Origin of the sequence: Variovorax sp. TBS-050B (assembly GCF_029893635.1) — a bacterium.
Lineage (GTDB): Bacteria > Pseudomonadota > Gammaproteobacteria > Burkholderiales > Burkholderiaceae_C > Variovorax.
Genome location: NZ_JARXYR010000002.1, coordinates 204,842 through 230,441, shown reverse-complemented (window position 1 = coordinate 230,441; position 25,600 = coordinate 204,842). Strand labels below are relative to the sequence as shown.

Genomic DNA, 25,600 nt, shown 5'->3' with positions numbered 1-25,600 from the left:
CGATGCTTGGGGTCAGTTCGGTCTGTGGTTGCGGTTCAGCAGCGCGTAGATCACGAAGCCCAGCGCCATGCCGATGAACCAGGCGTAGTTCGCCGCGCCACGCAGCGTGGGCACCATCACGCAGAGGATGGGCACGATCGCCGAGGGGATCATGGCCTGGATGGCCTTCGGGTTGTAGCCGCCGCTGTACCAGTACGCGCCGCTGGTGTTCATGGTGTAGAGCGCGTCCACGTCGATGCGCTGGCGGCGCACGATGTAGTAGTCGGCGATCAGGATGCCGAACAGCGGTCCGATGAAGGAGCCCAGCACGTCGAGCGTGTAGTGGATGACCTCGGGGCTGTTGTAGAGGTTCCACGGCGTGAGGAACACCGAGCCCACCGCGGCGATCATGCCGCCCGTGCGCCAGCTGATGTGCTGCGGCGCCACGTTCGAGAAGTCGAAGGCCGGCGAGACGAAGTTGGCGACGATGTTGATGCCGATGGTGGCGATCATGAAGGTCAGCGCGCCCAGCACCACGGCGGTGGTGCTGTCGATCTTGCCGACGGTGTGGACCGGGTCGGTGATCAGTTCGCCGAACACCGGCAGCGTGGCCGCGGTGGTGATCACGGTCAGCAGCGAGAAGAACACGAAGTTGACCGGCAGGCCCCAGAAGTTGCCCTTCTTCACCGCCTCGAAGCTCTTGCCGTAGCGCGAGAAGTCGCCGAAGTTGAGCATCGGCCCGCTGAAGTAGCTCACCACCAGCGCGATCGCCGAGAGCATCACCGGCAGCGCGTCCCAGCCCTGGAACTTGATGCCGCCGAGGTTCAGGTCGATGTTCTGCCAGCCGGCCTTCCACACCAGCCAGCCGCAGAGCACGGCCATCACCACGTACACCGCGGGGCCGGCCCAGTCGATGAACTTGCGGATCGCTTCCATGCCGTGCCAGAACACGAAGGCCTGCAGCACCCACATGATCATGAAGGCCACCCAGCCGAGCGTGGAGAGGCCCACGAAGCCGTGCTGCGCCACGTCCGCGTAGGGCGCGAGGTTGGGGAACATGTGCAGCGCCAGCACCATGAAGGCGGCCGAGGCGAGGTAGGTCTGCACCCCGTACCAGGCCACCGCGATCAGGCCGCGGATGATGGCCGGGATGTTGGCGCCGAGCACGCCGAAGGAGGCGCGGCACACCACGGGGTAGGGCACGCCGGTCACCTGGCTGGGCTTGGCCACGAGGTTGCAGAACACCTGCACGATCACGATGCCCACGAGCAGCGCCACCAGCACCTGCCAGCTCGACAGGCCGAGCGCGAACAGGCTGCCGGCCGTGATGTAGCCGCCCACGCTGTGCACGTCGGACATCCAGAACGCGAAGATGTTGTACTGGCCCCAGGTCTGTTTCTTCAGCGGGGCGAGGTCTTCGTTCGTCAGCCGCGGGTGGTAGCCGGGCTTGATGAGGGCGTTCGATTCCGCGTGCGGCCCGGTGACGGACTCGCCGACCCCGATGGGGGCGTCGCTGGCGACTGTGCTCATGGTCTTACCTCGTTGAGTGGTTGGTTGGGAAGCCCGATGCGACGCAAATTTCGCGCCCGTTATGAGTTCGATATTTGTATACAAAAAATGGATGCGATCAAGGGCATCCGGAAACTCATATATCCGTACATTCCCTGAGAACGTGCGCGCCGCCCTGGCCTGGGGCGCGGGCTGCACCGCGCAGGGGCGCGCATCGGCCGCCCTGGGGGCCGAGGTCGAGGTTGGAGAGGAAGGCGCTCCCGCGCGCACGGGCGCGGGAGCATGGGGCGCTGCGGCGCCCCGGTCAGCCGGTGTTGCGCAACCCGGCGGCCACGCCGTTGATGGAGATGTGGATGCCGCGCTGCAGCCGCTCGCCGCCGTCGCCCGCGCGGTAGCGGCGCATGAGCTCGACCTGCAGGTGGTGCAGCGGGTCGATGTAGGGGAAGCGGTGGCGCACCGAGCGCTGCATCTCGGCGTTGCCTTCGAGCCGCTGCTTCGCGCCGGTGATCAGCGTGAGCGCGTCGGAGGTGCGGTGCCACTCGGCGTCGATCATCGAGAACACCTTCTGGCGCAGCTTGCGGTCGCTCACGAGTTCGGCGTAGCGCGAGGCCAGCGCCAGGTCGCTCTTGGCCAGCACCATGTCCATGTTCGACAGCAGCGTGCGAAAGAACGGCCACTGCGCGTACATGCGGCGCAGCACCGCCACCCGCTCCTTGCGCGCCGCCGGCGTGGCCGCCGCCGCGAGGAACTGCTCCACGCCCGAGCCGAAGCCGAACCAGCCCGGGATCGTGAGCCGGCACTGGCCCCAGCTGAAGCTCCACGGCACCGCGCGCAGGTCGTCGATCTTGTGGCTCGGGTTGCGCGAGGCGGGGCGCGAACCGATGTTGAGTTCGGCGATCTCGCGGATCGGCGTCGCGCCGAAGAAGTAGTCGCCGAAGCCCGGCGTCTCGTACACCAGCTTGCGGTAGGCCGCCATGCTCGCCGACGAGAGTTCGGCCGCCGCCGAGAGGAAGGTGGCGGGCGCGGACTTGCCCTGCGGCAGCAGCGTGGCCTCGAGCGTGGCGGCCACCAGCGTCTCGAGGTTGCGCCGGCCGATCTCGCGGTTGGCGTACTTGGAGCCGATCACCTCGCCCTGCTCGGTGAGCCGGATCTGGCCGCGCACCGTGCCCGGCGGCTGCGCGAGGATCGCCTGGTAGCTCGGGCCGCCGCCGCGTCCCACCGTGCCGCCGCGGCCGTGGAACATGCGCAGCCGGATCGGCGGGCGGCCGTTGCGCGCGGCTGCCTTCTTCTTGTTGAGTTCGTCGAACAGCGCCACCAGCGCGGTGCCGGCGCGGTAGAGCTCCCAGTTGCTGGTGAAGATGCCGCCGTCCTTGTTGCTGTCGCTGTAGCCGAGCATCACGTCCTGCTCGCCGCCGGAGCGCTCCACCAGTTCGGCGATGCCGGGCAGGCCGTAGAAGGCGCGCACGATCGGCGCGGCATTGCGCAGGTCCTCGATGGTCTCGAACAGCGGCACGACGATCAGGTCGCACACCGCGTTCTCGCTCAGGCTGCCGCGCAGCAGGCCGACTTCCTTCTGCAGCAGCAGAGCTTCGAGCAGGTCGCTCACCGTCTCGGTGTGGCTGATGATGTAGTGGCGGATCGCGGCCGCGCCGTAGCGCGCACGCGCGGTGCGCGCGGCCGCGAAGATCGCGAGCTCGCTGGCGGCGAGCGGCGAGTACGCGGCATCGGGCACGCGCAGCGGGCGTGCGTCGTCGAGCAGCTTGAGCAGCAGCGTCTGCTTGGCTTCCTCGGCCAGCCCGGCGTAGGCGGGCTCGATGCGCGCGGTGGCGAGCAGTTCGGCGATCACGGCCTCGTGCTTGTCGGAGCTCTGGCGCAGGTCCACCGTGGCGAGGTGGAAGCCGAACACCTCGACCGCGCGGATCAGCGGCCGCAGGCGTGGCGCCGCGAGCACGCTGCCGTGCTTCTCGCCGAGCGATTCCTCGATCGTGCGCAGGTCGGCCAGGAACTCCTCGGCCGCGGGGTAGGGGTTCTGCGGCGGCACGGCGTGGCGCGCGGCCTCGCCGCCGGTGAGCTCGCGCAGCGTGGCCGCGAGGCGCGCGTACACGCCGGTCAGCGCGCGGCGATAGGGCTCGTCCTTGCGGTGCTCGCTGGTGTCGGGCGAACGCTCGGCCAGCGCCTGCATCTCCACCGACACGTCGACCAGCGTGGCCGACACCGAGAGCTCGCCGCCAAGGTAGTGCACCTCGGTGAGGTAGTGGCGCAGCGCGAGTTCGGCCTGCCGCCGCAGCGCGTATTCGAGCGTCTCGGCCGTGACGTTGGGGTTGCCGTCGCGGTCGCCGCCGATCCACTGGCCCATGCGCAGGAAAGGCGCCACCGACGGCACCGTGCCGCCCTGGCCGAGCGCCTTCTCGAGGTCGGCGTAGACGCGCGGGATCTCGCGCAGGAAGGTGGCCTCGTAGTAGCTCAGCGCGTTCTCGATCTCGTCGGCCACGGTGAGCTTGGAGAAGCGCAGCAGCCGCGTCTGCCACAGCTGCGTGACGCGGATGCGCATCTGCGTTTCGTTCTCGGCGAATTCGAGCGGCGTGAGTGCGTCCTTGGCGCCGGCATAGGCGCTCTGGCGCAGCTTGATCTCGTCGCGCGCGGTGAGCAGCTGCGCGATCGCGCGCTCGGCATCGAGGATGCTCTTGCGCTGCACTTCGGTCGGATGCGCGGTCAGCACCGGCGACACATAGCTGTGCGCGAGCGAGGCCACCACTTCCTCGGGCTTGACGCCCGCCTTGCGGATGCGCGCGAGGGCGGTCTGCAGGTCGCCGTCGGCGCTTTCGCCGGCGCGCTCGGCCTCGGTGCGGCGGCGGATCTGGTGCCGGTCCTCGGCCAGGTTGGCAAGATGGCTGAAGTAGGTGAAGGCGCGGATCACGCGCACCGTCTCGACGGCGCTCAGCCCCTTGAGCAGGTTCTTGAGCGCGCGGTCGGCCGCATGGTCGGCATCGCGGCGGAACGCGACCGAGAGCGTGCGGACCTTCTCGACCAGCGCGTAGGTCTCGGGCCCCTCCTGCTCGCGGATCACGTCGCCGAGGATGCGGCCCAACAGCCGGATGTCGTCGATGAGGGGTTGGTCTTCGGCTTGCCGGCGCTTCGCGGGCGCAGGTGTCTTGCTGGCTTTCATTCGATGGTTGTTCCTGGACGTGAAAGAAGACGCCGCCTGCGTTGCTGCGGCGCAACATGCTAGCATTCCGGCCGTTTGGAACTCGTACTTTTTTGGGAGCGGTCTTGAGCCCTATCGTGATCGCCACGCGCGAAAGCCGGCTGGCCCTGTGGCAGGCCGAACACGTGCAGCAGCTGCTCCAGGCCCGCGGCCACGCCGTCAGCCTGCTCGGCATGACCACCCGGGGCGACCAGATCCTCGACAAATCGCTCAGCAAGGTGGGCGGCAAGGGCCTCTTCGTGAAGGAGCTCGAGCTCGCGCTCGAGGAAGGCCGCGCCGACATCGCCGTCCATTCGCTCAAGGACGTGCCGATGGACCTGCCCGACGGCTTCGTGCTCGCCTGCGTGCTGGAGCGCGAAGACCCGCGCGATGCGCTGGTGTCGCCGCGCTACGCCTCGCTCGACGAACTGCCGCAGGGCGCGGTGGTCGGCACCTCGAGCCTGCGCCGCGTGGTGCTGCTGCGCGCGCTGCGGCCCGACCTGCGCATCGAGCCGCTGCGCGGCAACCTCGACACCCGGCTGCGCAAGCTCGACGAAGGCCAGTACGACGCGATCGTGCTCGCGGCGGCCGGGCTCAAGCGGCTCGGCCTGGAGGCGCGCATCCGCGTCGCCTTCGACCCCGACACCATGCTGCCCGCGGCGGGGCAGGGCGCCCTCGGCATCGAGGTGCGCGCCGACCGCGCCGATCTGATCGCGCTGCTCGGCACGCTCGCGCACCCGCGCGACTGGCTCGCGACCGCCGCCGAACGTGCGGTGAGCCGCGCCATGGGCGGCAGCTGCTCCATGCCGCTCGCCGCGCATGCACGCTGGCAGCCCGATGGCGCACTGCGCATCGATGCCGCCTGGGGCGACCCTGAAGGCCGCGCGACGCTGGTGCGCGTCGATGCCCGCGCCGAGGTGGCCGATCTGTCGCAGGCCGGCACGCTGGGCGAGCACGCGGCCGGCCTGCTGCGCGAAGCCGGAGCCCGCTGAGGCGGCGCGCCGAGGCATGGCCGCGAAGCCCGTCATCGTGACGCGGCCCGCGCGCGAGGCCGCGCAGTGGGTGCGCGATTTCCGCGCCGCCGGCATGGAAGCGCTGGCGCTGCCGCTGATCGTCATCGAACCCGCGCTCGACCCGGCGCCGCTGCGCGCGGCCTGGGCGCATCTGGCCGACCATGCCGCGCTGATGTTCGTGAGCGCCACGGCGGTGGAGCAGTTCTTCCACCATGCGGGCCCCGGCGAGGGTGCGGGCGCGCTGCCGCCCGGGCTGCGCTGCTGGGCCACCGGGCCAGGCACCACGCGCGCGCTGCGGCACGCCGGCGTGCCGGAAGAGGCCATCGACGCGCCGCCCGCGGACGCCGCGCGCTTCGATTCCGAGGCGCTGTGGGAGCGCGTGCGGTCGCAGGTGGGCGCCGGCGTGCGCGTGCTGATCGTGCGGGGCGGCGATGCCGCGGGCCGTCCGGCCGGGCGCGACTGGCTCGCGCGCGAGATCGACAGCGCCGGCGGCACGCGCGACACCGTCGTCGCCTACCGGCGCCTGCCGCCTGCGTTCGACGACGCTGCGCGCACGCTGGCGCACGAAGGCGCGGCAGGCCGCGCGGTCTGGCTGTTCAGCAGCTCCGAGGCCATCGCCAACCTGCGCCTTGCGCTGCCCGAACTCGACTGGGGCGCGGCCTGCGCGGTGGCGACCCATGCGCGCATCGGCGAAGCCGCGCGCGGCGCGGGTTTCGGCACGGTCCGCGTGTGCGCGCCCTTGCGTGACGCGCTGATCGCGTCGATAGAATCGTTGCCATGAGTGCCGCGTCCCCGCCCGACGACTTCTCCCCTTCCTCCACTGCTGCCGCCGCGACCGCGCCGGTGCCCGCCACGATGGCGGTGTCGCAGTCGCCCGAGTCGCTGGCCGCCGCCGCCAAGACGCTTTCCCGCATCGCCTTCGGCCTGCTCGCCCTCGTGGCGCTGGCTGCGCTGGTGATCGCGATCGCGCTCTGGCAACGGGTCAGCGGCATGCAGGAGCAGCTCGCGCGGCAGAGCGCCGAGGCGCAGGCGCAGTCGCTCGAGGCGCGCACGCTCGCGCGCCAGGCCATGGACACGGTGCGCGACACGGCGGCCCGCGCGGCGCTGACCGAGACCCGCGTGGCCGAGGTCGCGCTGCAGCGCTCGCAGCTCGAGGAACTGATGCAGAGCCTCTCGCGTTCGCGCGACGAGAACCTCGTGGTGGACATCGAGTCGGCCGTGCGGCTCGCACTGCAGCAGGCCCAGGTCACGGGCAGCGTCGAGCCGCTGCTCGCGGCGCTGAAGTCGGGCGACCTGCGCATCGCGCGCGCGGCACAGCCGCGGCTGGCACCGCTGCAGCGCGCGATCCAGCGCGACGCCGACCGGCTGCGCAGCAGCGCGAGCGCCGACAACGGCGAAGCGCTGCAGAAGCTCGACGAGCTGATGCGCGGCATCGACGACCTGCCGCCGCTCAATGCCGTCGCGATGCGCGGCAGCGGGCTCAACACCTGGCAGCCCGAACCGATCCCGGCCGACGCCGCATGGTGGGAGCGCGCGCTGCTGACGGTGCGCGGCGAACTGCGCTCGCTGGTGCGCGTCGGCCGCATCGAGCGGCCGGAGGCCGTGCTGCTCGCGCCCGACCAGACCTACTTCCTGCGCGAGAACCTCAAGCTCAAGCTGCTCAACGCGCGGCTGTCGCTGCTGTCGCGGCAGATGGACACCGCGCGCAGCGAACTCGCCACCGTGGCCGCTTCGCTGAACCGCTATTTCGATCCCGCCTCGCGGCGCACGCAGGCGGCCGCGACGCTGCTGCAGCAGTTGCAGGCGCAGGTGAAGAACGTCGAGCCGCCGCGCATCGACGAGACCCTGGCGGCGCTGACCACCGCGGCGGCGGGGCGCTGACATGAGGCCCCCACGCTCATCACTTCGTGTATTCGCTGCCCCCCGAGGGGGCGCAGGCCTCCCTTGGGGCGGCCCGGCGGGAGGCCTGACATGAGCCGCCACGCTCCTCACTTCGTGTATGCGCTGCCCCCCGAGGGGGCGCAGGCCTCCCTTGGGACGGCCCGGCGGGAGTCCTGACATGCGCGCCGCACTCTGGCTCCTCGGCCTGTTCGCCATCGCCGCCGCCGTGGCGCTGTTCGCCGGCAACAACCAGGGCACGATCACAGTGTTCTGGCCGCCGTGGCGCGTCGATCTGTCGCTGAACCTCGTGCTGCTGATCCTGTTCGCGGCCTTCGCGCTGCTGCACCTCGCGCTGCGCGGCCTCTCGGCGCTGTTCTCGCTGCCGACGCAGGCGCGCCAGTGGCGGCTGCAGCAGAAGGAGCGCACGCTGCATGCGGCCCTGCTCGACGCGATGGTGCAACTGCTCTCGGGGCGCTTCTCGCGCGCGCGCAAGGCCGCGCAGGCCGCGCTGGTGCAGGAGAAGACGCTCGCGGCGCTCGACGCCAGGTTGCCGCAGGCGCAGCAGGTGCGCGTGCTCTCGCATCTGCTGGCGGCGGAAAGCGCGCAGGCGCTGCAGGACCGGCCCGCGCGCGATGCGCATCTGCAGCAGGCGCTCAACGAAAGCGCCGACCGCACCATGCTCGCGAGCCCCGAGACGCGTGAAGGCGTGCAGCTGCGCGCCGCGCGCTGGGCGCTCGAGGACCGCGATCCCGCGGCGGCGCTGGCGCGGCTCGAGGAACTGCCGCAGGGCGTGCAGCGCCGCACGCTCGCGCTGCGCATCCGACTGAAGGCGGCGCGCCAGGAGCGGCGCACGCTCGAGGCGCTCGAAACCGCACGGCTGCTCGCGAAGCACCGGGCCTTCTCGGAAGCCGCCGCGCAGAGCATCGTACGCGGGCTCGCCACCGACCTGCTCTCGGGCGCGCACGATCCCGCGCAACTGCTTCGCGCCTGGTCGGAACTCGATCCTGCCGAACGCGAGATGCCCGAAGTGGCGATCCATGCGGCGCAGCGGATGGTGGCGCTGCGCGGCGATCTGTCGGTCGCGCGCGGCTGGCTGGTGCCGGCCTGGGAGCGCATGGTGTCGCAGCCGCACGGGCTCGGCGACGCCCTGCGCGTCAAGCTCGCGCGCGCACTCGAAGCCGGCCTCGATTCGGTCGACGCCGAATGGCTCGCACGCATCGAGACGGCGCAGCGCAACAACCCGCGCGACCCGAACCTGCAGTACCTCGCGGGCATGGCGTGCATGAAGCGCCAGCTCTGGGGCAAGGCGCAGCAACTGCTCACGCAGGCCGGCCTCGGCCTGCAGGACGTGGACCTGTACCGCCGCGCCTGGCTCGCGCTCGCCGAACTGGCCGAGGCGCGCGGCGACGAGGAGCAGGCGGCCGCAGCTTGGAAGCGCGCTGCGCAGGCGCAGACCGAGAAGGCCTGACGAACGAAGGCGGCAGGCGCGACGGGCCGCCGAACACAGCAAAGAAAAACGGCGCCGATGAGGCGCCGTTTTTCATGGAGCATCGGGCGCAGGGCCCGGATGCGCTTTCCCGCGGATCCGCGTCAGTTCACGCCCTGCTGCGCATCGGCAGCCGACGCGGTCTTTTCGAACGGCAGGCTCATCGCGCCGAGGTCGCGACGGGTCTCGACCAGCACCAGCGGACCGTCGTCGAGCACGACGGCCGGCGGGCGCTCGCGCGGCACGTGCACCGGCTTCGGCTCGGCCGCGATGGCCGCGCGCGCCTGCGCGATGCGTTCGGCGTCGGAGTTCACCCACTGCAGGCCGGACTTCTCGGCGATCTGCGCGAGCTCGTCGAGCGGCAGCTGGAAGGGCTGGACCTTCGGCAGCGCGCGGCCGTTGGCAGCGGGGGCCGGCTGGCTCGCCACGCTGGGTGCGGCGGCGACCACGGCAGGTGCGGCAGCGACCGGAGCCGCCGCGACAGGGGCCGGGGCCGGGGCGGGCGCAGGCGCCTGGACGTGCGCGGCGGCCGGTGCTTCGGCGCTGCGGTCGAAGTAGCTGCGGCGCACCGGTGCTTCTTCGGCCTCGGCGCTGCGGTCGGCCACCTGGGCGGGGGCGCTGAGGTCGCCGGCTTCGGCGGTCGCCGCGGCACCTTCGGCAGCTTCGCTTTCGTCGCGCGGGGCGCGCTCGCGGCGGTCGCGGCCGTAGCGGTCGCGCGAACGGCCGCGGCGCTCTTCGCCTTCGCGGCGCGGCGCCTGCTGCTCGCTGCCGCCGGCTTCGCCTTCGGCATTCGGTGCTGCTGCTTCGGCTGCATTGTCGAAGGCTGCGGTTGCCTCCGCCGCTTCGCCGTCGTTGCCTGCGAAGCGCGGCTGGCCTTCGCCACGGCGCTCGCGGCGGCCTTCGCCGCGCTCGCCACGCGGGCCGCGCTCTTCACGGCCGCCGCGCGGCGCGCGCTCGGTGGGCGTGGTGCCGTCCTGTGCGACAGCGTTGTCGCCGGCCGAAGCGTCGCGCGATGCCTCGGCACCGCCGCGCTCGCCACGTTCCCGGCGTTCGCCGCGGGCGCGCGGTGCGCGTTCGGTCGCCGCCTGGCCTTCGTCGCCTGCCGCGCCGTTGGGCGCGAGCTGTTGCTGGGCTTCGAGGTTGCTGCCGTCGATCAGCTCGGGCGTGCCTGCGCGTGCACTGCGGCCCTCGCCTTCGCGGCGTTCACCACGGCCGCCACGGCGCTGCTCGCCGTCGCGCGGCGCGCGCGCCTCGCGGGGCTCGCGCTGTTCGCGCGGCTGGGCGGCTTCGTTGCGCAGTTCGCTGCCGCGGCCTTCGCGCTGCTCGCGGCCTTCGCGGCGTTCGCCACCGCGGCCGCCGCGGCGTTCGCCGTCGCGGCCACCGGCGCGGTTGCTGCTGCCGTCGCCGCGGCCTTCGCCATTGCGGCCGCCACGGCGCTGTTCACCGTCGCGTGCGTTGCCGCGCGCTTCGCCGTCACGGCCCGGGCGGCCGCCATCGCGGCGCGTGGGCTTGGGCGGCTCGACCGGGATCACGGCCGGCGCCGGTGCCGCGGCCGGGGCGCCGGAGAACCAGCTCTTGATGCGGGCGAAGAAGCCGGTCTCGGCCGGCGCGGGCGCGGCGGCCACGGGCGGTGCGACCGGTGCGGGCGCCGCGGTCGCGGGGGCGCGCGCGGCTTCGGGCTTGGGCACCGACACGGGCGCCGGCGCATCGGGCAGCACGCCCTTGATGACCGGCGTCTGCTTGTTGGTGGGTTCCTGCGAACGGCGCGTGACCGAGGTCGGGTCCTCGATCTCGTCGGCCATCTTGTAGCTGGCTTCGATGTGGTCGAGGCGCGGATCGTCGTGCTTCAGGCGTTCGAGCTTGTAGTTCGGCGTTTCCAGCGTCTTGTTCGGCACCATGAGCACGGTGACGCGCTGCTTGAGCTCGATCTTGGCGATCTCGGGGCGCTTCTCGTTCAGCAGGAACGAGGCGACTTCCACCGGCACCTGCACGTGCACGGCGGCCGTGTTGTCCTTCATCGACTCTTCCTGAATGATGCGCAGGATCTGCAGCGCGCTCGATTCGGTGTCGCGGATGTGGCCCGAGCCGCCGCAGCGCGGGCAGGGGATCGACGAGCCTTCGCTGAGCGCCGGCTTCAGGCGCTGGCGGCTCATTTCCATCAGGCCGAACTTGCTGATCGAGCCGAACTGGACGCGGGCGCGGTCCTGCCGCAGCGCATCGCGCAGGCGGCTTTCGACCTCGCGGCGGTTCTTCGACTCGTCCATGTCGATGAAGTCGATGACGATCAGGCCGCCGAGGTCGCGCAGGCGCATCTGGCGCGCCACTTCGTCGGCGGCCTCGAGGTTGGTGCGGGTGGCGGTCTCCTCGATGTCGCCGCCCTTGATGGCACGGGCCGAGTTCACGTCGACCGAGACCAGCGCCTCGGTGTGGTCGATCACGATGGCGCCGCCCGAGGGCAGCTGCACGGTGCGGGCATAGGCCGACTCGATCTGGTGCTCGATCTGGAAGCGGCTGAACAGCGCCGCGTCGTCGCGGTAGCGCTTCACGCGCGAGGCATGCTCGGGCATGACGTGCGCCATGAACTGCTGGGCCTGGTCGTAGATGTCGTCGGTGTCGATCAGGATGTCGCCGATGTCGTGATTGAAGTAGTCACGGATGGCGCGGATGACGAGGGAGGACTCCTGGTAGATCAGGAAGGCGCCCTTGCCGCCCTTGGCCGCGCCGTCGATGGCGCTCCAGAGCTTGAGCAGGTAGTTCAGGTCCCACTGGAGTTCGGGCGCCGAGCGGCCGATGCCGGCGGTGCGCGCGATGATGCTCATGCCCTTCGGGTACTCGAGCTGGTCCATCGCCTCCTTGAGCTCGGCGCGGTCGTCGCCCTCGATGCGCCGGCTCACGCCGCCGCCGCGCGGGTTGTTGGGCATCAGCACGACGTAGCGGCCGGCCAGCGAGATGAAGGTGGTCAGCGCCGCGCCCTTGTTGCCGCGCTCTTCCTTTTCGACCTGGACGACCAGTTCCTGGCCTTCCTTGATGACGTCCTGGATGCGCGCCTGGCTGGCGGAGACGCCTTCGGCGAAGTACTGGCGGGAGATTTCCTTGAACGGCAGGAAGCCGTGGCGGTCTTCGCCGTAGTCGACGAAGCAGGCTTCGAGCGAGGGCTCGACGCGCGTCACGACGGCCTTGTAGATGTTGCCCTTGCGCTGTTCGCGCCCTTCGATTTCGATTTCGTAGTCGAGGAGCTTCTGTCCGTCGACGATGGCCAGGCGGCGTTCTTCGGCCTGCGTGGCATTGATCAGCATCCGCTTCATGATGCGTTGTCCTTCTATGTATCGTTCTACCGGCCCATGACGGGCCAACGATGCACGGACGACGCCCGCGAAACGAGGGGAATTGCCGCTTGGCCCCGGTTGCCGTGCTGTTGCGCCAGGCGCGAACAGACCTCTAGAGCGTCAGCTCAGGAGGACAGCCGGGGTGGGGGCGCGTGGATGGGCGCGAGCCAGATTCGGTGTTGAGCGGCCATCTTTTTGACGGCCGGTTGCGCAATGGTGGCGCGCGGTGCGGATGATCCGATGCCCGAGGCCGCTGGCAGAAGCCAGGTCGGCCAGCGCAGGCACAGTTGAATCAGCAGCATCAACACAAGGGACTCGCTTCGATCCGCCGGCAGCTTGGAAGCTGCCGGCTGGGTATTCCGTATCGGTGTTTCGTGGGTGTCGGCTTGACTTGGACGCCGGGCCTGCCACTTTGCGCGCTTGCGCGGGGTTTGCAGTCTCGGCGCCAAAGCGGCATCGACCTCGCAGCGCTGTCGTGGGTGTTTGACTGCAGTGGTCTAAACTTCTGTCTAATCAAGCACTTACACGACCGCGCTGGTGAAAAACATTATAGGTGCGAAGCAAAGCCCCGCGGCGGCCCAAATTGCGGGAAACGAAGGCGCCGCGCCCGGCGCGTCCATCCAATTCATTACCGTGGATGCCGAATCGGCCGGCCAGCGGCTCGACAACTTCCTGTTCCGCCACCTGAAGGGCGTTCCCAAGACGCACGTCTACCGGATCATCCGTTCGGGCGAGGTGCGCATCAACAAGGGGCGCGTGCAGGCCGAGACCCGCATCGAGGCCGGGGACGTGCTGCGCCTGCCGCCGGTGCGCATTTCGCCGCGCGCCGAAGAGGGCGCGCAGCCGCCCGCCCCCGCGCGCGAGTTCCCGGTGCTGCTCGAGGACGAGGCGGTGCTGGCCATCGACAAGCCCGCCGGCGTGGCGGTGCACGGCGGCAGCGGCGTGAGCTTCGGCGTCATCGAGCAGCTGCGCACCGCGCGGCCAGCGGCGAAATTCCTGGAACTGGTGCACCGGCTCGACCGCGAGACCTCGGGCATCCTGCTCGTCGCCAAGAAGCGCAGTGCGCTGGTGGCGCTGCAGGACCAGTTCCGCGAGCGCGAGACCGGCAAGACCTACCTGGCGCTGGTCGAAGGTATCTGGCCCGCCAACAAGAAGGTGCTCGATGCGCCCCTGGCGCGCTACCTGCTGCCCGGCGACGGCCCGGGCGCCGGCGAGCGCCGCGTGCGCGTGGTGGCGAAGGACCATCCCGATGCCATGCGCGCGGTGACGCTGGTGCGCGTGCTCGCACGGCTCACGCTGGCGGGGGATGTCGCGCCGATGTCGCTGCTGGCCGTCACCATCAAGACCGGCCGCACGCACCAGATCCGCGTGCACCTGGCGTCGGCCGGCCACCCGATCGCGGGCGACGACAAGTACGGCGATTTCGAGCGTCAGCGCGTGCTCCACAAACTCGGCCTGCGGCGCATGTTCCTGCATGCCTGGCGCCTGCAGTTCAACCACCCGGCGACCGGTGCGCGCGTGGCGCTGCAGGCCGACCTGCCGCCCGAACTGCACACCCTGATGCCGCCGCCCGCGCGCGAGGCGCTGGCCCAACATCCCATTCCCACGGCCCATGACTGATTCTTCTTCCAGACCCCTGCGCTTCGACCTGATCGCCTTCGACTGGGACGGCACGCTCTACGACTCCACGCGGCTGATCGTCCGCTGCATCCAGGCGGCGGTGGTCGACGTGGGCGGCGCGAAGCCGAGCGAGAACGATGCCTCCTGGGTGATCGGCCTGGGCCTGGCCGAAGCGCTCGCACGCGCGGCGCCCGACGTGCCGCGCGAGAAATACGCGGAGCTCGGCGCCCGCTACCGCTACCACTACCTCCAGCACCAGGACGACCTGGTGCTGTTCGACGGCGTGCTGCAGATGCTCGATGCCCTGCGGGCGCGCGGCCATCGGCTCGCCGTGGCCACCGGCAAGTCGCGGCGCGGCCTCAACGAGGCGCTGAAATCGGTCGCGCTGCGCGACCGCTTCGACGCCTCGCGCACCGCCGACGAGACCTTCGGCAAGCCGCATCCGCGCATGCTGCTCGAGCTGATGGAGGAACTCGAGGTTCCGGCCGAGCGCACGCTGATGATCGGCGACACCACGCACGATCTGCAGCTCGCGCTCAATGCCGGCTGCGCGAGCGTGGGCGTGAGCTACGGCGCGCACGAGCCCGGGAGCTTCGACGAACTCAAGCCGTTGTACGTGGCCCACTCGGTCGCCGACCTGGAGGCGTGGCTGCTCGAGAACGCCTGAGAATGCGCGCATGAGCGAAGAACAGCGCATTCCCCTGTGCAACGCGTCGGACCTGGCCGAAGGCGGCCGGGCCGTGCCTTTCGACGTGATCTACGGCGGCGAGACCTGCCGCGCCTTCGCTGTGCGCTTCGAGGGCCGGCCGCATGCCTACCTGAACCGGTGCAGCCATGTGGCGATGGAAATGGATTTCCAGCCCGACCGCTTCTTCGACGATTCGGGCCAGTGGCTGCTCTGCGCCACGCACGGCGCGGTCTACCGGCCCGACACCGGCGAATGCGCGGGCGGACCGTGCCGCGGCGGCCTCGTGAAGATCGCCCTCAGCGAGAGCGACGGCGTGGTGCACTGGCATACTGCCTGGAACCTCCATCCCCTGACTTTCTGAAATCAATGACCGACCCGAACCGCACGGAACCCCACGGTTTCGAACCTTTTGAGCCGGCGACCCCCATCGCGTCCTCGCAGGACGCCCCGAGAAACATGGCCCAAGACCCTACGCAGCGCCCCGGCTGGGAGCGCGCAACGCTCGAGAAACTCGCTTTCGCATCGCTCAACGAGCAGAAGGCCACGCGCCGCTGGAAGACCTTCGTGCGCCTGGCGTGGCTCGCGTTCTTCGTCTTCCTGGTCTGGCTCGGCATGTCGCGCAGCACGCCGAGCGCCGCGAAGAGCACCGCCCACACCGCGGTGGTCGAGATCAAGGGCGAGATCGCCAACGGCGGCGACGCGAGCGCGGAGTTCGTCATCGCCGCGATGAAGACGGCCTTCGAGGACGAGGGTGCCAAGGGCATCGTGCTGCTCATCAACTCGCCCGGCGGCAGCCCGGTGCAGGCCGGCATCATCAGCGACGAGATCAAGCGCCTCAAGGCCAAGCACAAGAAGCCGGTCTATGCGGTGGTCGAGGAGACCTGCGCCTCGGCCGCCTACTACATCGCCGCCGCCACCGACAAGATCTTCGTCGACAAGGCCAGCATCGTCGGCAGCATCGGCGTGCTGATGGACGGCTTCGGCTTCACCGGCGTGATGGAGAAGGTCGGCGTCGAGCGGCGGCTGCTCACGGCCGGCGAGAACAAGGGCTTCCTCGATCCCTTCAGCCCGATGAACGATGCGCAGCGCGCCCACGCCCAGGCGATGCTGAACCAGATCCACACGCAGTTCATCAACGTGGTGAAGAGCGGGCGAGGCGACCGGCTCAAGCTCGACACGCCGGGCCTTTTCAGCGGCCTCTTCTGGAGCGGCGAGCAGGCGGTCCAGTTCGGCCTCGCCGACCAGCTCGGCAACGTCGACTACGTGGCGCGCGAGGTCATCAAGGCCGAGGAGGTCACCGACTACACGCGGCGCGACAACGTGGCCGAGAAGCTGGCCAAGAAGTTCGGCGCCGCCATGGGCGACGCCGCCGTGCGCTCGATGCAGCTCGCCTCGCCGGCGCTGCGCTGAACCGCCGCGGCGGCCGGCGGCGGCTCAGGCCCGGCTGCCGCCTTCCGTGAAGCGCGCCGAGGCCGCCAGCGCCACGGCGAACACCACCACCACATAGAGCGCGGCGGTCAGCGAACTCGCCCGCGCGAGCAGGCCGATGACCGCCGGTCCGGCCATGAAGCCCAGGTACGCCACGGCCGACACCGCGGCGATGCCGCTGGCCGGCTCCACGCCCGGGACGCGGGCGGAGGCGCCGAACAGGATCGGCACCACGTTCGCGAAACCGATGCCCACGCCGGCGAAGCCCGCCAGCGCCACCCAGGGCAGGTCGGTCAGCAGCACCAGCGTCATCGCCGCCGCCGCGAGCACGCCGCTGCCGAGCAGCAGCGCCGCCGGCGAGAAGCGCGCCCGCATCGCGTCGCCGCCGAAGCGCGCGGCCGCCATGGCCGCCGAGAAGCTCGCGTAGGCGAGGGCGGCCTGCTCCTGCGGACTGCGGAGCTCCTGCTGCATGTAGAGCACGCTCCAGTCGTAGATCGCGCCTTCGGCGATCAGCCCCAGCGCGGCGAGCACGCCCAGCACCGCCAGCGTGCCGCGCGGCAGCCGGAAGCCGCGTGCGGCCGGCGCCGCATCGGCGGGCGCGGCGGCAGGCGGCAGCATGCGCGTGGACGCGATCGCCACCACCAGCACCATCGCCGCGGCCACCCACAGCAGATGCGCCTGCGGGCCGAGCCCGGCGGCCAGCACCGCGCTCCCGCTCGCAGCGCCTGCCATGCCGCCGAGGCTGAACATGCCGTGCATGCCGCTCATCAGCGGCCTGGCGCCGTGCAGTTCGAGCTGCGCCGCCTCGGTGTTGATGGCCACGTCGAACACGCTCGTGACGAGGCCGAAGGCGGCCAGCAGCCCGAGCAGGGCCGGATAGCCCGGCATCGCGATCAGGCCGGCGAGCAGCAGCGCGTAGATGCAGCCGCAGAGCGCGGCCATGCGGCGGGGCCCGTGGCGGCCGATCCAGCGGCCGGCGCTCGTCAGCCCGACCATCGCGCCGGCGCCGGCCGCGAGCATCGCGATGCCGAGCTGGGCCTCGTCGATGCCGTAGTGCGCCTTGACCGTCGGCACGTGCACGCCCCAGGTCGCGAAGATGAAGCCGGAAGAAAAGAACTGCGCGCGCGAAGCCCAGCGGTGGCCGGTGGTCACTTCCATCGTCAGCGCCCGATCGCGAACACGGCGGGCAGGCGCTCGTCGGCCACGTCCTGCGGCTTGGCGCGCCATGCCTTCACCGTCTGGCTGCGGACCTGCGCGCTGGCGAGCGTCAGGCCGCGCGCCACCGCGAGCCGGGTGTTGTGCTGCAGCGTCTGCACCAGCGCCTGCAGCAGCGCGGCATTGCGGTAGGGCGTCTCGATGAACAGCTGCGTCTGGCCGGTCCTGAGTGCGAGCGCCTCCAGTTCGCGGATGCGCGCCTGGCGCTCGCCCGCATCCTGGGGCAGGTAGCCGACGAAGGCGAAGTTCTGGCCGTTGAGGCCGCTCGCCGCGAGGGCCAGCAGCAGCGACACCGGGCCGGTGAGCGGCACCACCGCGAGGCCCAGCTCGTGCGCGGCGCGCGCCACCGAGGAACCGGGATCGGCGACCGCCGGCATTCCCGCCTCGCTGAGCAGGCCCACGTCATGGCCTTCGAGCGCCGCGGCGAGCAGCGGCCGGGCGTCGAACTGGCCGGCGTGATCGCCTTTCTTGTGCACCTCGCGCGGCAGTTCGCGGATGTCCTGCGCCTGCAGCGGTGCGGCGAGCGGAACCACCGCGTCGATGCGCTTCAGGTAGGCGCGGGCCGACTTGGCGTTCTCGCAGATCCAGTGCGTGATGCCCGCCGCGGTCTGCAGCGTGCCGAGCGGCAGCACGTCCTGCAGCGGCGCCAGCGGGTCGCAGCCGAAATCGAGGGGCGCGGGGACGAGGTAGAGCTTGCCGGGCGTCGTCACAGGAGTTCGACCCCCGCGGCGCGCAGCATCCGGCTGGTGCGGATCAGCGGCAGCCCGACCAGGGCGGTCGGGTCGTCGCTGTCGATGGCGTCGAGCAGCGCGATGCCGAGCCCTTCGCTCTTGGCGCTGCCGGCGCAGTCGTAGGGCTGCTCCGCCTGCAGGTACTGCTCGATGGCCTCGTCGCCGAGCTGGCGGAAAACCACCCGCACCGGCGCCAGATCGCGCTGCACGAAGCCGGTGGCGCGGCAGACCACGGCGACGGCGGTCTGGAACACCAGCGTCTGGCCGCGCATGCGGCGCAGCTGTGCGGTGGCCCGCGCATGGTCGCCCGGCTTGCCCAGCGCTTCGCCGGCAAGATCGGCCACCTGGTCGGAGCCGATGACCACGGCCTCGGGAAAGCGCGCCGCCACCGCCTCGGCCTTTTCCAGCGCCAGGCGCTCGGCCAGCGCGCGGGGTATCTCGCCGGGGCGCGGGGTTTCGTCGACTTCGGGCGCCTGCACGTCGAAGGGCAGGCGCAGGCGGGTGAGCAGTTCGCGCCGGTAGCGCGATGTCGAGGCGAGGATCACGGAACGTTGCATGGCGATGATTGTGCGTGAGCGCGCTAGACTGCCGCGGATGAAGAGAGAATTTGCCCCCGAACGGCTCGACGTCGCCCGCTTCGTCCAGGCAGCCGCGACGCTGGAATCGGCCGATCCGGTCGAGAACTTCGAGCGCCTCGCGGCCGAACTCGCCGCCCCCGCCACCGACGCCCTGGTGCGCTGGAAAGCCGTGGGCGAGGAACGCCCCGGTGCCGACGGCAAGGCCGAGCCCTGGCTGCACCTGGAGGCCGAAACCACGGTGCCGCTGACCTGCCAGCGCTGCCTGTCGCCGGTGGCAACGCCGCTCGTGGTCGACCGCTGGTTCCGCTTCGTGGTGGACGAGGCGACCGCCGAGGCCGAGGACGAGGAATCGGAAGAAGACGTGCTGGCCCTGAGCCGCGACTTCGACCTGCCGGCGCTGATCGAGGACGAGCTGCTGATGGAAATCCCCGTCACGCCGGTCCACGACGTCTGCCCGACGCCGGTCAAGCTGTCCTCGAGCGACGAGGACTTCCAGGCGGCCGAAGAAGCCAAGCCGAACCCGTTCGCGGTGCTCGGCACGTTGCGTTCGCGCAAGCCGGGAGAGGGCAAGTAGCCCTTTTTCCCGGTCTGGGCTATAATCATGGGCTTCGCGCGCGCCGCCTGCTTTTGCTTTCGTCATCGCTTGGGCCCGCAACCAATCACTCACCTCACAGTCCAGGAGCCATCATGGCCGTCCAGCAAAACAAGAAGTCGCCTTCCAAGCGCGGCATGCACCGTTCCCACAACGCCCTGGTGGTGCCCGGCATCGCCGTGGAGCCGACCACTGGCGAAACGCACCTGCGCCACCACATCAGCCCCAACGGTTTCTACCGTGGCCGCCAGGTGCTCAAGAACAAGTCCGAAGCCTGATTTCGCATCCCAAGGCCGAGGCCCGAAGCTACTTTTGCCGTAGCGTCGGGCCTTTGTTTTGATGGCTACGCCTTCTTCTTTCGAATCCACTGCCGCGCCCTCCGCAATCACGCTCGCCGTGGATTGCATGGGTGGCGACCATGGGCCGCGCGTCACGCTCGCGGCCTGCCGCGCGTTTCTCGAGCGGCACAGTGAAGCCTCGCTGCTGCTGGTGGGTGCGCCCGCCGCGCTCGCGGGCTTCACCGCGCATCCGCGCGCCCGCATCGTGCCGGCCAGCGAAGTGGTGGGCATGGACGACCCGGTGGAGATCGCCCTGCGCAAGAAGAAGGACTCTTCCATGCGCGTCGCGATCCAGCAGGTCAAGGACGGTGCGGCCCATGCCGCCGTGTCGGCCGGCAATACCGGTGCGCTCATGGCGATCGCGCGCTACCTGCTGAAGACGCTGGACGGCATCGACCGCCCGGCGATCGCCCCGCAGCTGCCCAACGCCAAGGGCGGTGCCACCACGGTGCTGGACCTGGGCGCGAACGTCGATTGCGACGCCGAGGACCTGTTGCAGTTCGCGGTGCTCGGCTCGGCCCTGGTCTCCGCGCTCACGGGCAACGAGGCGCCTTCCGTCGGTCTGCTCAACATTGGCGAAGAAGCGATCAAAGGCAGCGAAACCATCAAGAAGGCGAGCCAACTGCTCCGAACGGCTGCCAACTCGAAGGATTTGAACTTCTACGGCAACGTCGAGGGTAACGACATCTTCAAGGGCACGACCGACATCGTGGTGTGTGACGGCTTCGTCGGCAACGTGGCACTCAAGGCCAGCGAAGGCGTGGCGTCGATGATCGGCGAATTCATCCGCGTCGAGTTTTCGCGCAGCGTGTTCACCAAGCTTGCAGCGATCGTGGCCTATCCGGTGCTAAAAGCGTTCAAAAACCGCCTGGATCACCGTCGTTACAACGGCGCGGCCCTTTTGGGGCTGCGCGGCCTGGTGTTCAAGAGCCATGGCTCGGCCGACGAAGTGGCTTTCGGCCATGCGCTCGATCGCGCTTATGATGCCGCTCGCAACAACCTGCTCGATCGCGTGCGGGCCCGCATTGCTCACGCCGCGCCCTTGCTCGCGCGGCAGGAGTCCACGGCGACCCAGGACGCGACGGCCCTTCACGCTTGATGAGCCCATATTCACGCATCACCGGCACCGGCAGCTACCTGCCCCCGCGCCGGGTGACCAACGACGACCTTGCCAGAGACCTGGCAACGCGCGGCATCGAGACCTCGAACCAGTGGATCGTCGAACGCACCGGCATCCACGCGCGTCATTTCGCGGCGCCCGACGTCACGAGCAGCGATCTCGGGCTGCACGCGGCGCGCCATGCGCTCGAAGCCGCCGGCCGCAAGGCGGAAGAGGTCGACCTGATCATCGTCGCCACCTCCACGCCCGACATGGTGTTCCCCTCGTCGGCCGCCATCCTCCAGAACAAGCTCGGCATCGCCGGCTGCCCGGCCTTCGACGTGCAGGCGGTCTGCAGCGGCTTCGTCTATGCGCTGACGGTGGCCGACGCGATGATCCGCACCGGCACCGCGCGCTGCGCACTCGTGGTGGGCGCCGAGGTGTTCTCGCGCATCCTCGATTTCAACGACCGCACCACCTGCGTGCTGTTCGGCGACGGCGCGGGCGCCGTGGTGCTCGAGGCGAGCGACGAACCCGGCATCCTGGCCAGCGACCTGCATGCCGACGGCAAGCACGTCGGCATCCTCTGCGTGCCCGGGCATGTGTCGGGCGGCAACGTGCTCGGCACGCCGCTGCTGCACATGGACGGCCAAGCGGTGTTCAAGCTCGCGGTCCGCGTGCTCGAGGAGGCGGCGCGGGCCACGCTCGCCAAGGCCGGCAAGACCGACGCCGACATCGACTGGCTGATTCCGCACCAGGCCAACATCCGCATCATGGAAGGCACGGCCAAGAAGCTGAAGCTTCCGCGCGACAAGCTCGTCGTGACGGTCAACGAGCATGGCAATACCTCTGCCGCATCGATCCCGCTGGCGCTCGACGAAGCCGTGCGGTCGGGCCGGGTGAAGAAGGGCGACACGCTGATGCTCGAAGGCGTGGGCGGCGGCTTCACCTGGGGTGCGGTGCTGCTGAATCTGTAGCGTGCTGCCGCTCCTCGAAGAGCGGCGGCGCGCCATGACGCTGAGAAAACGATGAAATCCTTTGCTTTTGTCTTTCCGGGCCAGGGCTCGCAGGCCGTCGGCATGCTCGACGCCTGGGGCGACCACCCGGCCGTGGCCGAAACCCTGCGCGAAGCCTCCGAAGCGCTCGGCGAAGACGTCGGCGCGCTGATCAAGAACGGCCCCAAGGAAGAGTTGGCGCTGACCACCAACACCCAGCCCGTGATGCTGGTGGCCGGCGTGGCCGCGTGGCGCGCCTGGCTGGCCGAGGGCGGCGCCATGCCCGCGGTGGTGGCCGGTCATTCGCTGGGCGAGTATTCGGCGCTGGTGGCGTCGGGCGTGCTCACGCTCGCGCAGGCCGCGCCGCTGGTGCGCTTCCGCGCCCGCGCGATGCAGCAGGCCGTGCCCGTGGGCGCGGGCGCCATGGCGGCGGTGCTGGGCATGGAGGCCGCCAAGGTGGTGGCCGGCTGCGCCGAAGCCACCGCATCTTTCGGCGCGGGAAGCGCCGAGGTGGTCGAGGCGGTCAACTTCAACGATCCGATGCAGACCGTGATCGCGGGCAGCAAGGCGGCGGTCGACAAGGCCTGCGAACTGCTCAAGGCGGCGGGCGCCAAGCGCGCGCTGCTGCTGCCGGTGTCGGCGCCGTTCCATTCGAGCCTGATGAAGCCGGCGGCCGAGGCGCTGCGCGAGAAGCTGAGCACGGTCACGCTGGCGACCCCGCAGATCCCGGTGCTGAACAACATCGACGTGGCGGTGGAAACCGATCCGGCGCGCATCCGCGACGCCCTGGTGCGCCAGGCCGCGGGTCCGGTGCGCTGGGTCGAGAGCGTCCAGGCCTTGAAACTGCGCGGCGTCGCCGCCATCATCGAGTGCGGGCCCGGCAAGGTGCTGGCTGGAACGGTCAAGCGCATCGCCCCCGAGCTCGAAGCCGCGTCGGTGTACGACCCGGCCACGCTCGCGGACACCCGTCAACTGCTCGCCGGATGAGCGGCGCAAGGCCCGATACTTCTCTTTTATGAGCATTCCTAAATTCGAAGGGCAGGTTGCCCTGGTCACCGGCGCGTCGCGCGGCATCGGCGCGGCGATCGCGCTCGAACTCGCGCAGCGCGGCCTCAAGGTGGTGGGCACCGGCACCACCGCCGACGGCGCGGCAAAGATCACCTCCGCGCTGAGCGCCTACGACGGCCGCGGCCGCGCGCTCGACGTGAACGACGGCGCCGCCGTCGAGGCGCTGATCGACGAGATCGTTAAGGCCTACGGCGCGATCCACGTGCTGGTCAACAACGCCGGCATCACGCGCGACACGCTCGCGATGCGCCTCAAGGACGAGGACTGGGACGCGGTGCTCGACACCAACCTGAAGGCGGTCTTTCGCCTCTCGCGCGCCGTGATCCGTCCGATGATGAAGCAGCGCTACGGCCGCATCATCAGCATCACGAGCGTGGTGGGGGCCTCCGGCAACGCCGGACAGGCCAACTACGCGGCCGCCAAGGCCGGCGTGGCGGGCATGACGCGTGCGCTGGCGCGCGAACTCGGCAGCCGCAACATCACGGTGAACTGCGTGGCGCCGGGCTTCATCGAAACCGACATGACGGCGAGCCTGCCCGAGGCACAGCAGCAGGCGCTGCTGCAGCAGATCCCGCTGGGACACCTGGGCAAGCCCGCCGACATCGCGCATGCGGTGGCGTACCTCGCGTCGCCGCAGGCCTCCTACGTGACGGGGCAGGAACTGCACGTCAACGGCGGCATGCACATGTAGCCGAAAGGCGCAATGTTTTCCCGTACCGGGCACACGGCAAATGCCACAATGCGCCCGGCTAAAATCCACTGTTACCTACAACCCTCAGAGGGAACCAAATGAGCGATATCGAAGCACGTGTCAAGAAAATCATCGCCGAGCAGCTCGGCGTGGAAGAGTCCCAAGTGACGAATGAAAAGGCTTTCGTGGCCGACCTCGGCGCTGACTCGCTCGACACGGTCGAACTCGTGATGGCACTCGAAGACGAGTTCGGCATCGAGATCCCCGACGAAGATGCCGAAAAGATCACCACGGTGCAGAACGCCGTCGACTACGCCACCAAGAATCAAAAGGCCTGATCGGCCAGCCGACACTGCGACGGCGACTGGCGGCTTTTCTTCATTGAACCGCAGGCGCCGATCGGCAGCTGTTCAACGCTTCCAGAAAGGTTTGCCGGCATGACCAAACGCCGCGTCGTCGTGACCGGACTCGGTTGCATCGCTCCTGTCGGAAACTCCGCGACCGAATCCTGGGCCAACCTGTTGGCTGGGAAGTCGGGCATCGCGAACATCACCGCCTTCGATGCAAGCGCCTTCGCCTGCAAGTTCGCGGGCGAGGTGAAGGGTTTCGACATCACCCAATACATCTCCGAGAAGGAAGCGCGTCACATGGACCGCTTCATCCATCTCGGACTGGCAGCGGCCATCCAGGCCGTGCAGGACAGCGGCCTCGCGACCGGCGACGCGCTCTCCTATGAAGAGGCCGTGCGCATCGGCTGCAACATCGGCTCCGGCATCGGCGGCCTGCCGATGATCGAGGAGACCCACGGCGAGCTCACCGCGCGCGGTCCGCGCCGCGTGTCGCCGTTCTTCGTGCCGGCATCGATCATCAACATGATCTCGGGCCATGTGTCGATCAAGTACGGCTTCAAGGGCCCGAACATCGCCATCGTGACGGCCTGCACCACCGGCCTGCATGCCATCGGCACCTCGGCGCGCATGATCGAGTACGGCGACGCCGACGTGATGATCGCCGGCGGCGCCGAGTCGACCATCTCGCCGCTCGGCATCGGCGGCTTCACGGCCCCGCGCGCGCTCAGCACGCGCAACGACGATCCGGCGACGGCTTCGCGCCCGTGGGACAAGGACCGCGACGGCTTCGTGCTCGGCGAAGGCGCCGGCGTGCTGGTGCTCGAGGAGTACGAGCGCGCCAAGGCGCGCGGCGCCAAGATCTACGCCGAAGTGGCGGGCTTCGGCCTGACCGGCGACGCGTACCACATGACTGCGCCCGACGTCGACGGCCCGCGCCGGTCGATGGCCATGGCGCTGTCGAACGCGGGCGTCAACCCCGACCAGGTGCAGTACCTCAACGCGCACGGCACCTCGACCCAGATCGGCGACCTGAACGAGACCAACGCGGTCAAGCTCGCGTTCGGCGATCACGCGAAGAAGCTCGTCGTGAACTCGACCAAGTCGATGACCGGCCACCTGCTGGGCGGCGCCGGCGGCATCGAGTCGGTCTTCACGGTGCTGGCACTGCATCACCAGAAGAGCCCGCCGACCATCAACATCTTCAACCAGGATCCGGAGTGCGATCTCGACTATTGCGCCAACGAGGCGCGCGATCTCAAGATCGATGTCGCGGTCAAGAACAACTTCGGCTTCGGCGGCACCAACGGCACGCTGGTGTTCAAGCGCGCTTGAGCACAGTTCCTTCATGCACAGCGCGCCGTCGGTGAACTATCCGGTGGGGCGCTCGCGCGGCGCGACCCGGATCCTGATCGCCGCCTGGGCATTGGGCGCCTGCTGCGCGGGCATTTCCTGCTACCTGTTCGATGGCGCCGCCTGGCGCCAGGTGCTGCTGGTGCTGAGCGTCCTGTTCTCGGGTGCCGCGGCCGCGCTTGCGTTGCGCAGCGACGGTGCGGCCGAGCTGCGCTTCGACGGCCTTTGCTGGTCGCTCGCCGGCAGCGATCCGGGCCGGAGCGTCCATGCGGCGCGTGCCGTCGTCGCGCTCGACCTGCAGTCGCTGCTGCTGCTCCGGCTCGTCGAGCCGGGCCGCGCGGCGCGCTGGGTGTGGGCCGAGCAGCGTGCCATGCCCGAGCGCTGGCGCGACCTGCGTCGTGCGGCCTATGCGCGCATTCCGTCCACGTCGCCCGTGGCGCAGCCGTGGCGGGCGACGGTGCCTGCCGATGCGCCCTGAA

Annotated in this window: 23 protein-coding genes; 17 read left to right on the top strand and 6 right to left on the bottom strand. The window is 70.1% G+C overall.

Annotated features, from left to right (window positions below; translation table 11 throughout):
• Window positions 1–12: 12 nt before the first annotated feature.
• A complete protein-coding gene (locus M2165_RS03930) occupies window positions 13–1,509 on the bottom strand; it encodes an NCS1 family nucleobase:cation symporter-1 (protein ID WP_280813377.1) in 1,497 nt (498 codons plus the stop codon).
• A gap of 283 nt (window positions 1,510–1,792) precedes the next feature.
• Window positions 1,793–4,654: a phosphoenolpyruvate carboxylase gene (gene ppc, locus M2165_RS03925; protein WP_280813376.1), complete on the bottom strand. Its 2,862-nt coding sequence runs from the start codon at window positions 4,652–4,654 to the stop codon at window positions 1,793–1,795.
• Window positions 4,655–4,710: 56 nt separating this feature from the next.
• On the opposite strand from ppc, the gene hemC reads away from it, so the two are divergent.
• The 4 genes from hemC (at window position 4,711) to M2165_RS03905 (ending at window position 9,034) form a co-directional block, all read left to right on the top strand.
• Window positions 4,711–5,664: a hydroxymethylbilane synthase gene (gene hemC / locus M2165_RS03920; RefSeq protein WP_280813375.1), complete on the top strand. Its 954-nt coding sequence runs from the start codon at window positions 4,711–4,713 to the stop codon at window positions 5,662–5,664.
• Between the two features lie 16 nt (window positions 5,665–5,680).
• Window positions 5,681–6,466 carry a uroporphyrinogen-III synthase gene (locus M2165_RS03915; RefSeq protein ID WP_280813373.1) on the top strand — a complete coding sequence of 262 codons (786 nt, stop codon included), beginning with the start codon at window positions 5,681–5,683 and terminating at the stop codon, window positions 6,464–6,466.
• The gene (locus M2165_RS03910; RefSeq protein ID WP_280813372.1) at window positions 6,463–7,566 is read left to right on the top strand and encodes a uroporphyrinogen-III C-methyltransferase; all 1,104 of its coding nucleotides are present in this window, start codon (window positions 6,463–6,465) and stop codon (window positions 7,564–7,566) included. Before M2165_RS03915 ends, M2165_RS03910 begins: the two co-directional genes overlap by 4 nt.
• 178 nt (window positions 7,567–7,744) lie before the next feature.
• The gene (locus M2165_RS03905) at window positions 7,745–9,034 is read left to right on the top strand and encodes a heme biosynthesis HemY N-terminal domain-containing protein (protein ID WP_280813371.1); all 1,290 of its coding nucleotides are present in this window, start codon (window positions 7,745–7,747) and stop codon (window positions 9,032–9,034) included.
• A gap of 122 nt (window positions 9,035–9,156) precedes the next feature.
• On the opposite strand, the gene M2165_RS03900 is transcribed toward M2165_RS03905, so the two are convergent.
• Window positions 9,157–12,357, bottom strand: a complete 3,201-nt coding sequence (locus M2165_RS03900; protein WP_280813370.1) for an Rne/Rng family ribonuclease — start codon at window positions 12,355–12,357, stop codon at window positions 9,157–9,159.
• A gap of 558 nt (window positions 12,358–12,915) precedes the next feature.
• On the opposite strand from M2165_RS03900, the gene M2165_RS03895 reads away from it, so the two are divergent.
• The 4 genes from M2165_RS03895 to M2165_RS03880 are packed head-to-tail and all read left to right on the top strand — an operon-like array spanning window position 12,916 to window position 16,096.
• Entirely contained in the window at window positions 12,916–13,998 is a 1,083-nt protein-coding gene (locus tag M2165_RS03895; protein WP_280813369.1) for an RluA family pseudouridine synthase, read from the top strand.
• The gene (locus M2165_RS03890; protein ID WP_280813368.1) at window positions 13,991–14,665 is read left to right on the top strand and encodes an HAD-IA family hydrolase; all 675 of its coding nucleotides are present in this window, start codon (window positions 13,991–13,993) and stop codon (window positions 14,663–14,665) included. Before M2165_RS03895 ends, M2165_RS03890 begins: the two co-directional genes overlap by 8 nt.
• 10 nt (window positions 14,666–14,675) lie before the next feature.
• Window positions 14,676–15,047, top strand: a complete 372-nt coding sequence (locus tag M2165_RS03885; RefSeq protein ID WP_280813367.1) for a Rieske 2Fe-2S domain-containing protein — start codon at window positions 14,676–14,678, stop codon at window positions 15,045–15,047.
• A gap of 5 nt (window positions 15,048–15,052) precedes the next feature.
• Complete coding sequence (locus M2165_RS03880) at window positions 15,053–16,096, top strand: S49 family peptidase (protein ID WP_280813366.1); 1,044 nt, start codon at window positions 15,053–15,055, stop codon at window positions 16,094–16,096.
• Window positions 16,097–16,120: 24 nt separating this feature from the next.
• On the opposite strand, the gene M2165_RS03875 is transcribed toward M2165_RS03880, so the two are convergent.
• From M2165_RS03875 to M2165_RS03865, 3 genes are read right to left on the bottom strand one after another with little or no spacing between them, the layout of a single operon-like run.
• Window positions 16,121–17,272: an MFS transporter gene (locus tag M2165_RS03875; RefSeq protein WP_280813365.1), complete on the bottom strand. Its 1,152-nt coding sequence runs from the start codon at window positions 17,270–17,272 to the stop codon at window positions 16,121–16,123.
• Between the two features lie 2 nt (window positions 17,273–17,274).
• Window positions 17,275–18,039 carry an SAM-dependent methyltransferase gene (locus M2165_RS03870; protein WP_280813364.1) on the bottom strand — a complete coding sequence of 255 codons (765 nt, stop codon included), beginning with the start codon at window positions 18,037–18,039 and terminating at the stop codon, window positions 17,275–17,277.
• The gene (locus M2165_RS03865; RefSeq protein WP_280813363.1) at window positions 18,036–18,617 is read right to left on the bottom strand and encodes a Maf family nucleotide pyrophosphatase; all 582 of its coding nucleotides are present in this window, start codon (window positions 18,615–18,617) and stop codon (window positions 18,036–18,038) included. Before M2165_RS03865 ends, M2165_RS03870 begins: the two co-directional genes overlap by 4 nt.
• A gap of 37 nt (window positions 18,618–18,654) precedes the next feature.
• Here M2165_RS03865 and M2165_RS03860 point away from each other — a divergent pair, with 37 nt between their 5' ends.
• From M2165_RS03860 to M2165_RS03820, 9 genes are all read left to right on the top strand, one after another.
• Window positions 18,655–19,212 (top strand): YceD family protein, encoded by a 558-nt coding sequence (locus M2165_RS03860; protein ID WP_280813362.1) that lies wholly within the window; start codon window positions 18,655–18,657, stop codon window positions 19,210–19,212.
• A 113-nt stretch (window positions 19,213–19,325) separates the two neighbouring features.
• The gene (gene rpmF / locus M2165_RS03855; RefSeq protein ID WP_007830466.1) at window positions 19,326–19,508 is read left to right on the top strand and encodes a 50S ribosomal protein L32; all 183 of its coding nucleotides are present in this window, start codon (window positions 19,326–19,328) and stop codon (window positions 19,506–19,508) included.
• A gap of 61 nt (window positions 19,509–19,569) precedes the next feature.
• Window positions 19,570–20,667: a phosphate acyltransferase PlsX gene (plsX, locus tag M2165_RS03850; protein WP_280813361.1), complete on the top strand. Its 1,098-nt coding sequence runs from the start codon at window positions 19,570–19,572 to the stop codon at window positions 20,665–20,667.
• Entirely contained in the window at window positions 20,667–21,644 is a 978-nt protein-coding gene (locus tag M2165_RS03845; protein WP_280813360.1) for a beta-ketoacyl-ACP synthase III, read from the top strand. Before plsX ends, M2165_RS03845 begins: the two co-directional genes overlap by 1 nt.
• 51 nt (window positions 21,645–21,695) lie before the next feature.
• Window positions 21,696–22,649: an ACP S-malonyltransferase gene (gene fabD / locus M2165_RS03840; protein ID WP_280813359.1), complete on the top strand. Its 954-nt coding sequence runs from the start codon at window positions 21,696–21,698 to the stop codon at window positions 22,647–22,649.
• Window positions 22,650–22,677: 28 nt separating this feature from the next.
• The gene (fabG, locus tag M2165_RS03835; RefSeq protein ID WP_280813358.1) at window positions 22,678–23,421 is read left to right on the top strand and encodes a 3-oxoacyl-ACP reductase FabG; all 744 of its coding nucleotides are present in this window, start codon (window positions 22,678–22,680) and stop codon (window positions 23,419–23,421) included.
• Between the two features lie 98 nt (window positions 23,422–23,519).
• On the top strand, window positions 23,520–23,759 hold the full coding sequence (gene acpP / locus M2165_RS03830; protein ID WP_007830471.1) for an acyl carrier protein: 240 nt from the start codon (window positions 23,520–23,522) through the stop codon (window positions 23,757–23,759).
• Window positions 23,760–23,858: 99 nt separating this feature from the next.
• Window positions 23,859–25,103 carry a beta-ketoacyl-ACP synthase II gene (gene fabF, locus M2165_RS03825; protein ID WP_280813357.1) on the top strand — a complete coding sequence of 415 codons (1,245 nt, stop codon included), beginning with the start codon at window positions 23,859–23,861 and terminating at the stop codon, window positions 25,101–25,103.
• 13 nt (window positions 25,104–25,116) lie between these two features.
• Entirely contained in the window at window positions 25,117–25,599 is a 483-nt protein-coding gene (locus M2165_RS03820; protein ID WP_280813356.1) for a hypothetical protein, read from the top strand.
• Window position 25,600 lies beyond the last annotated feature (1 nt).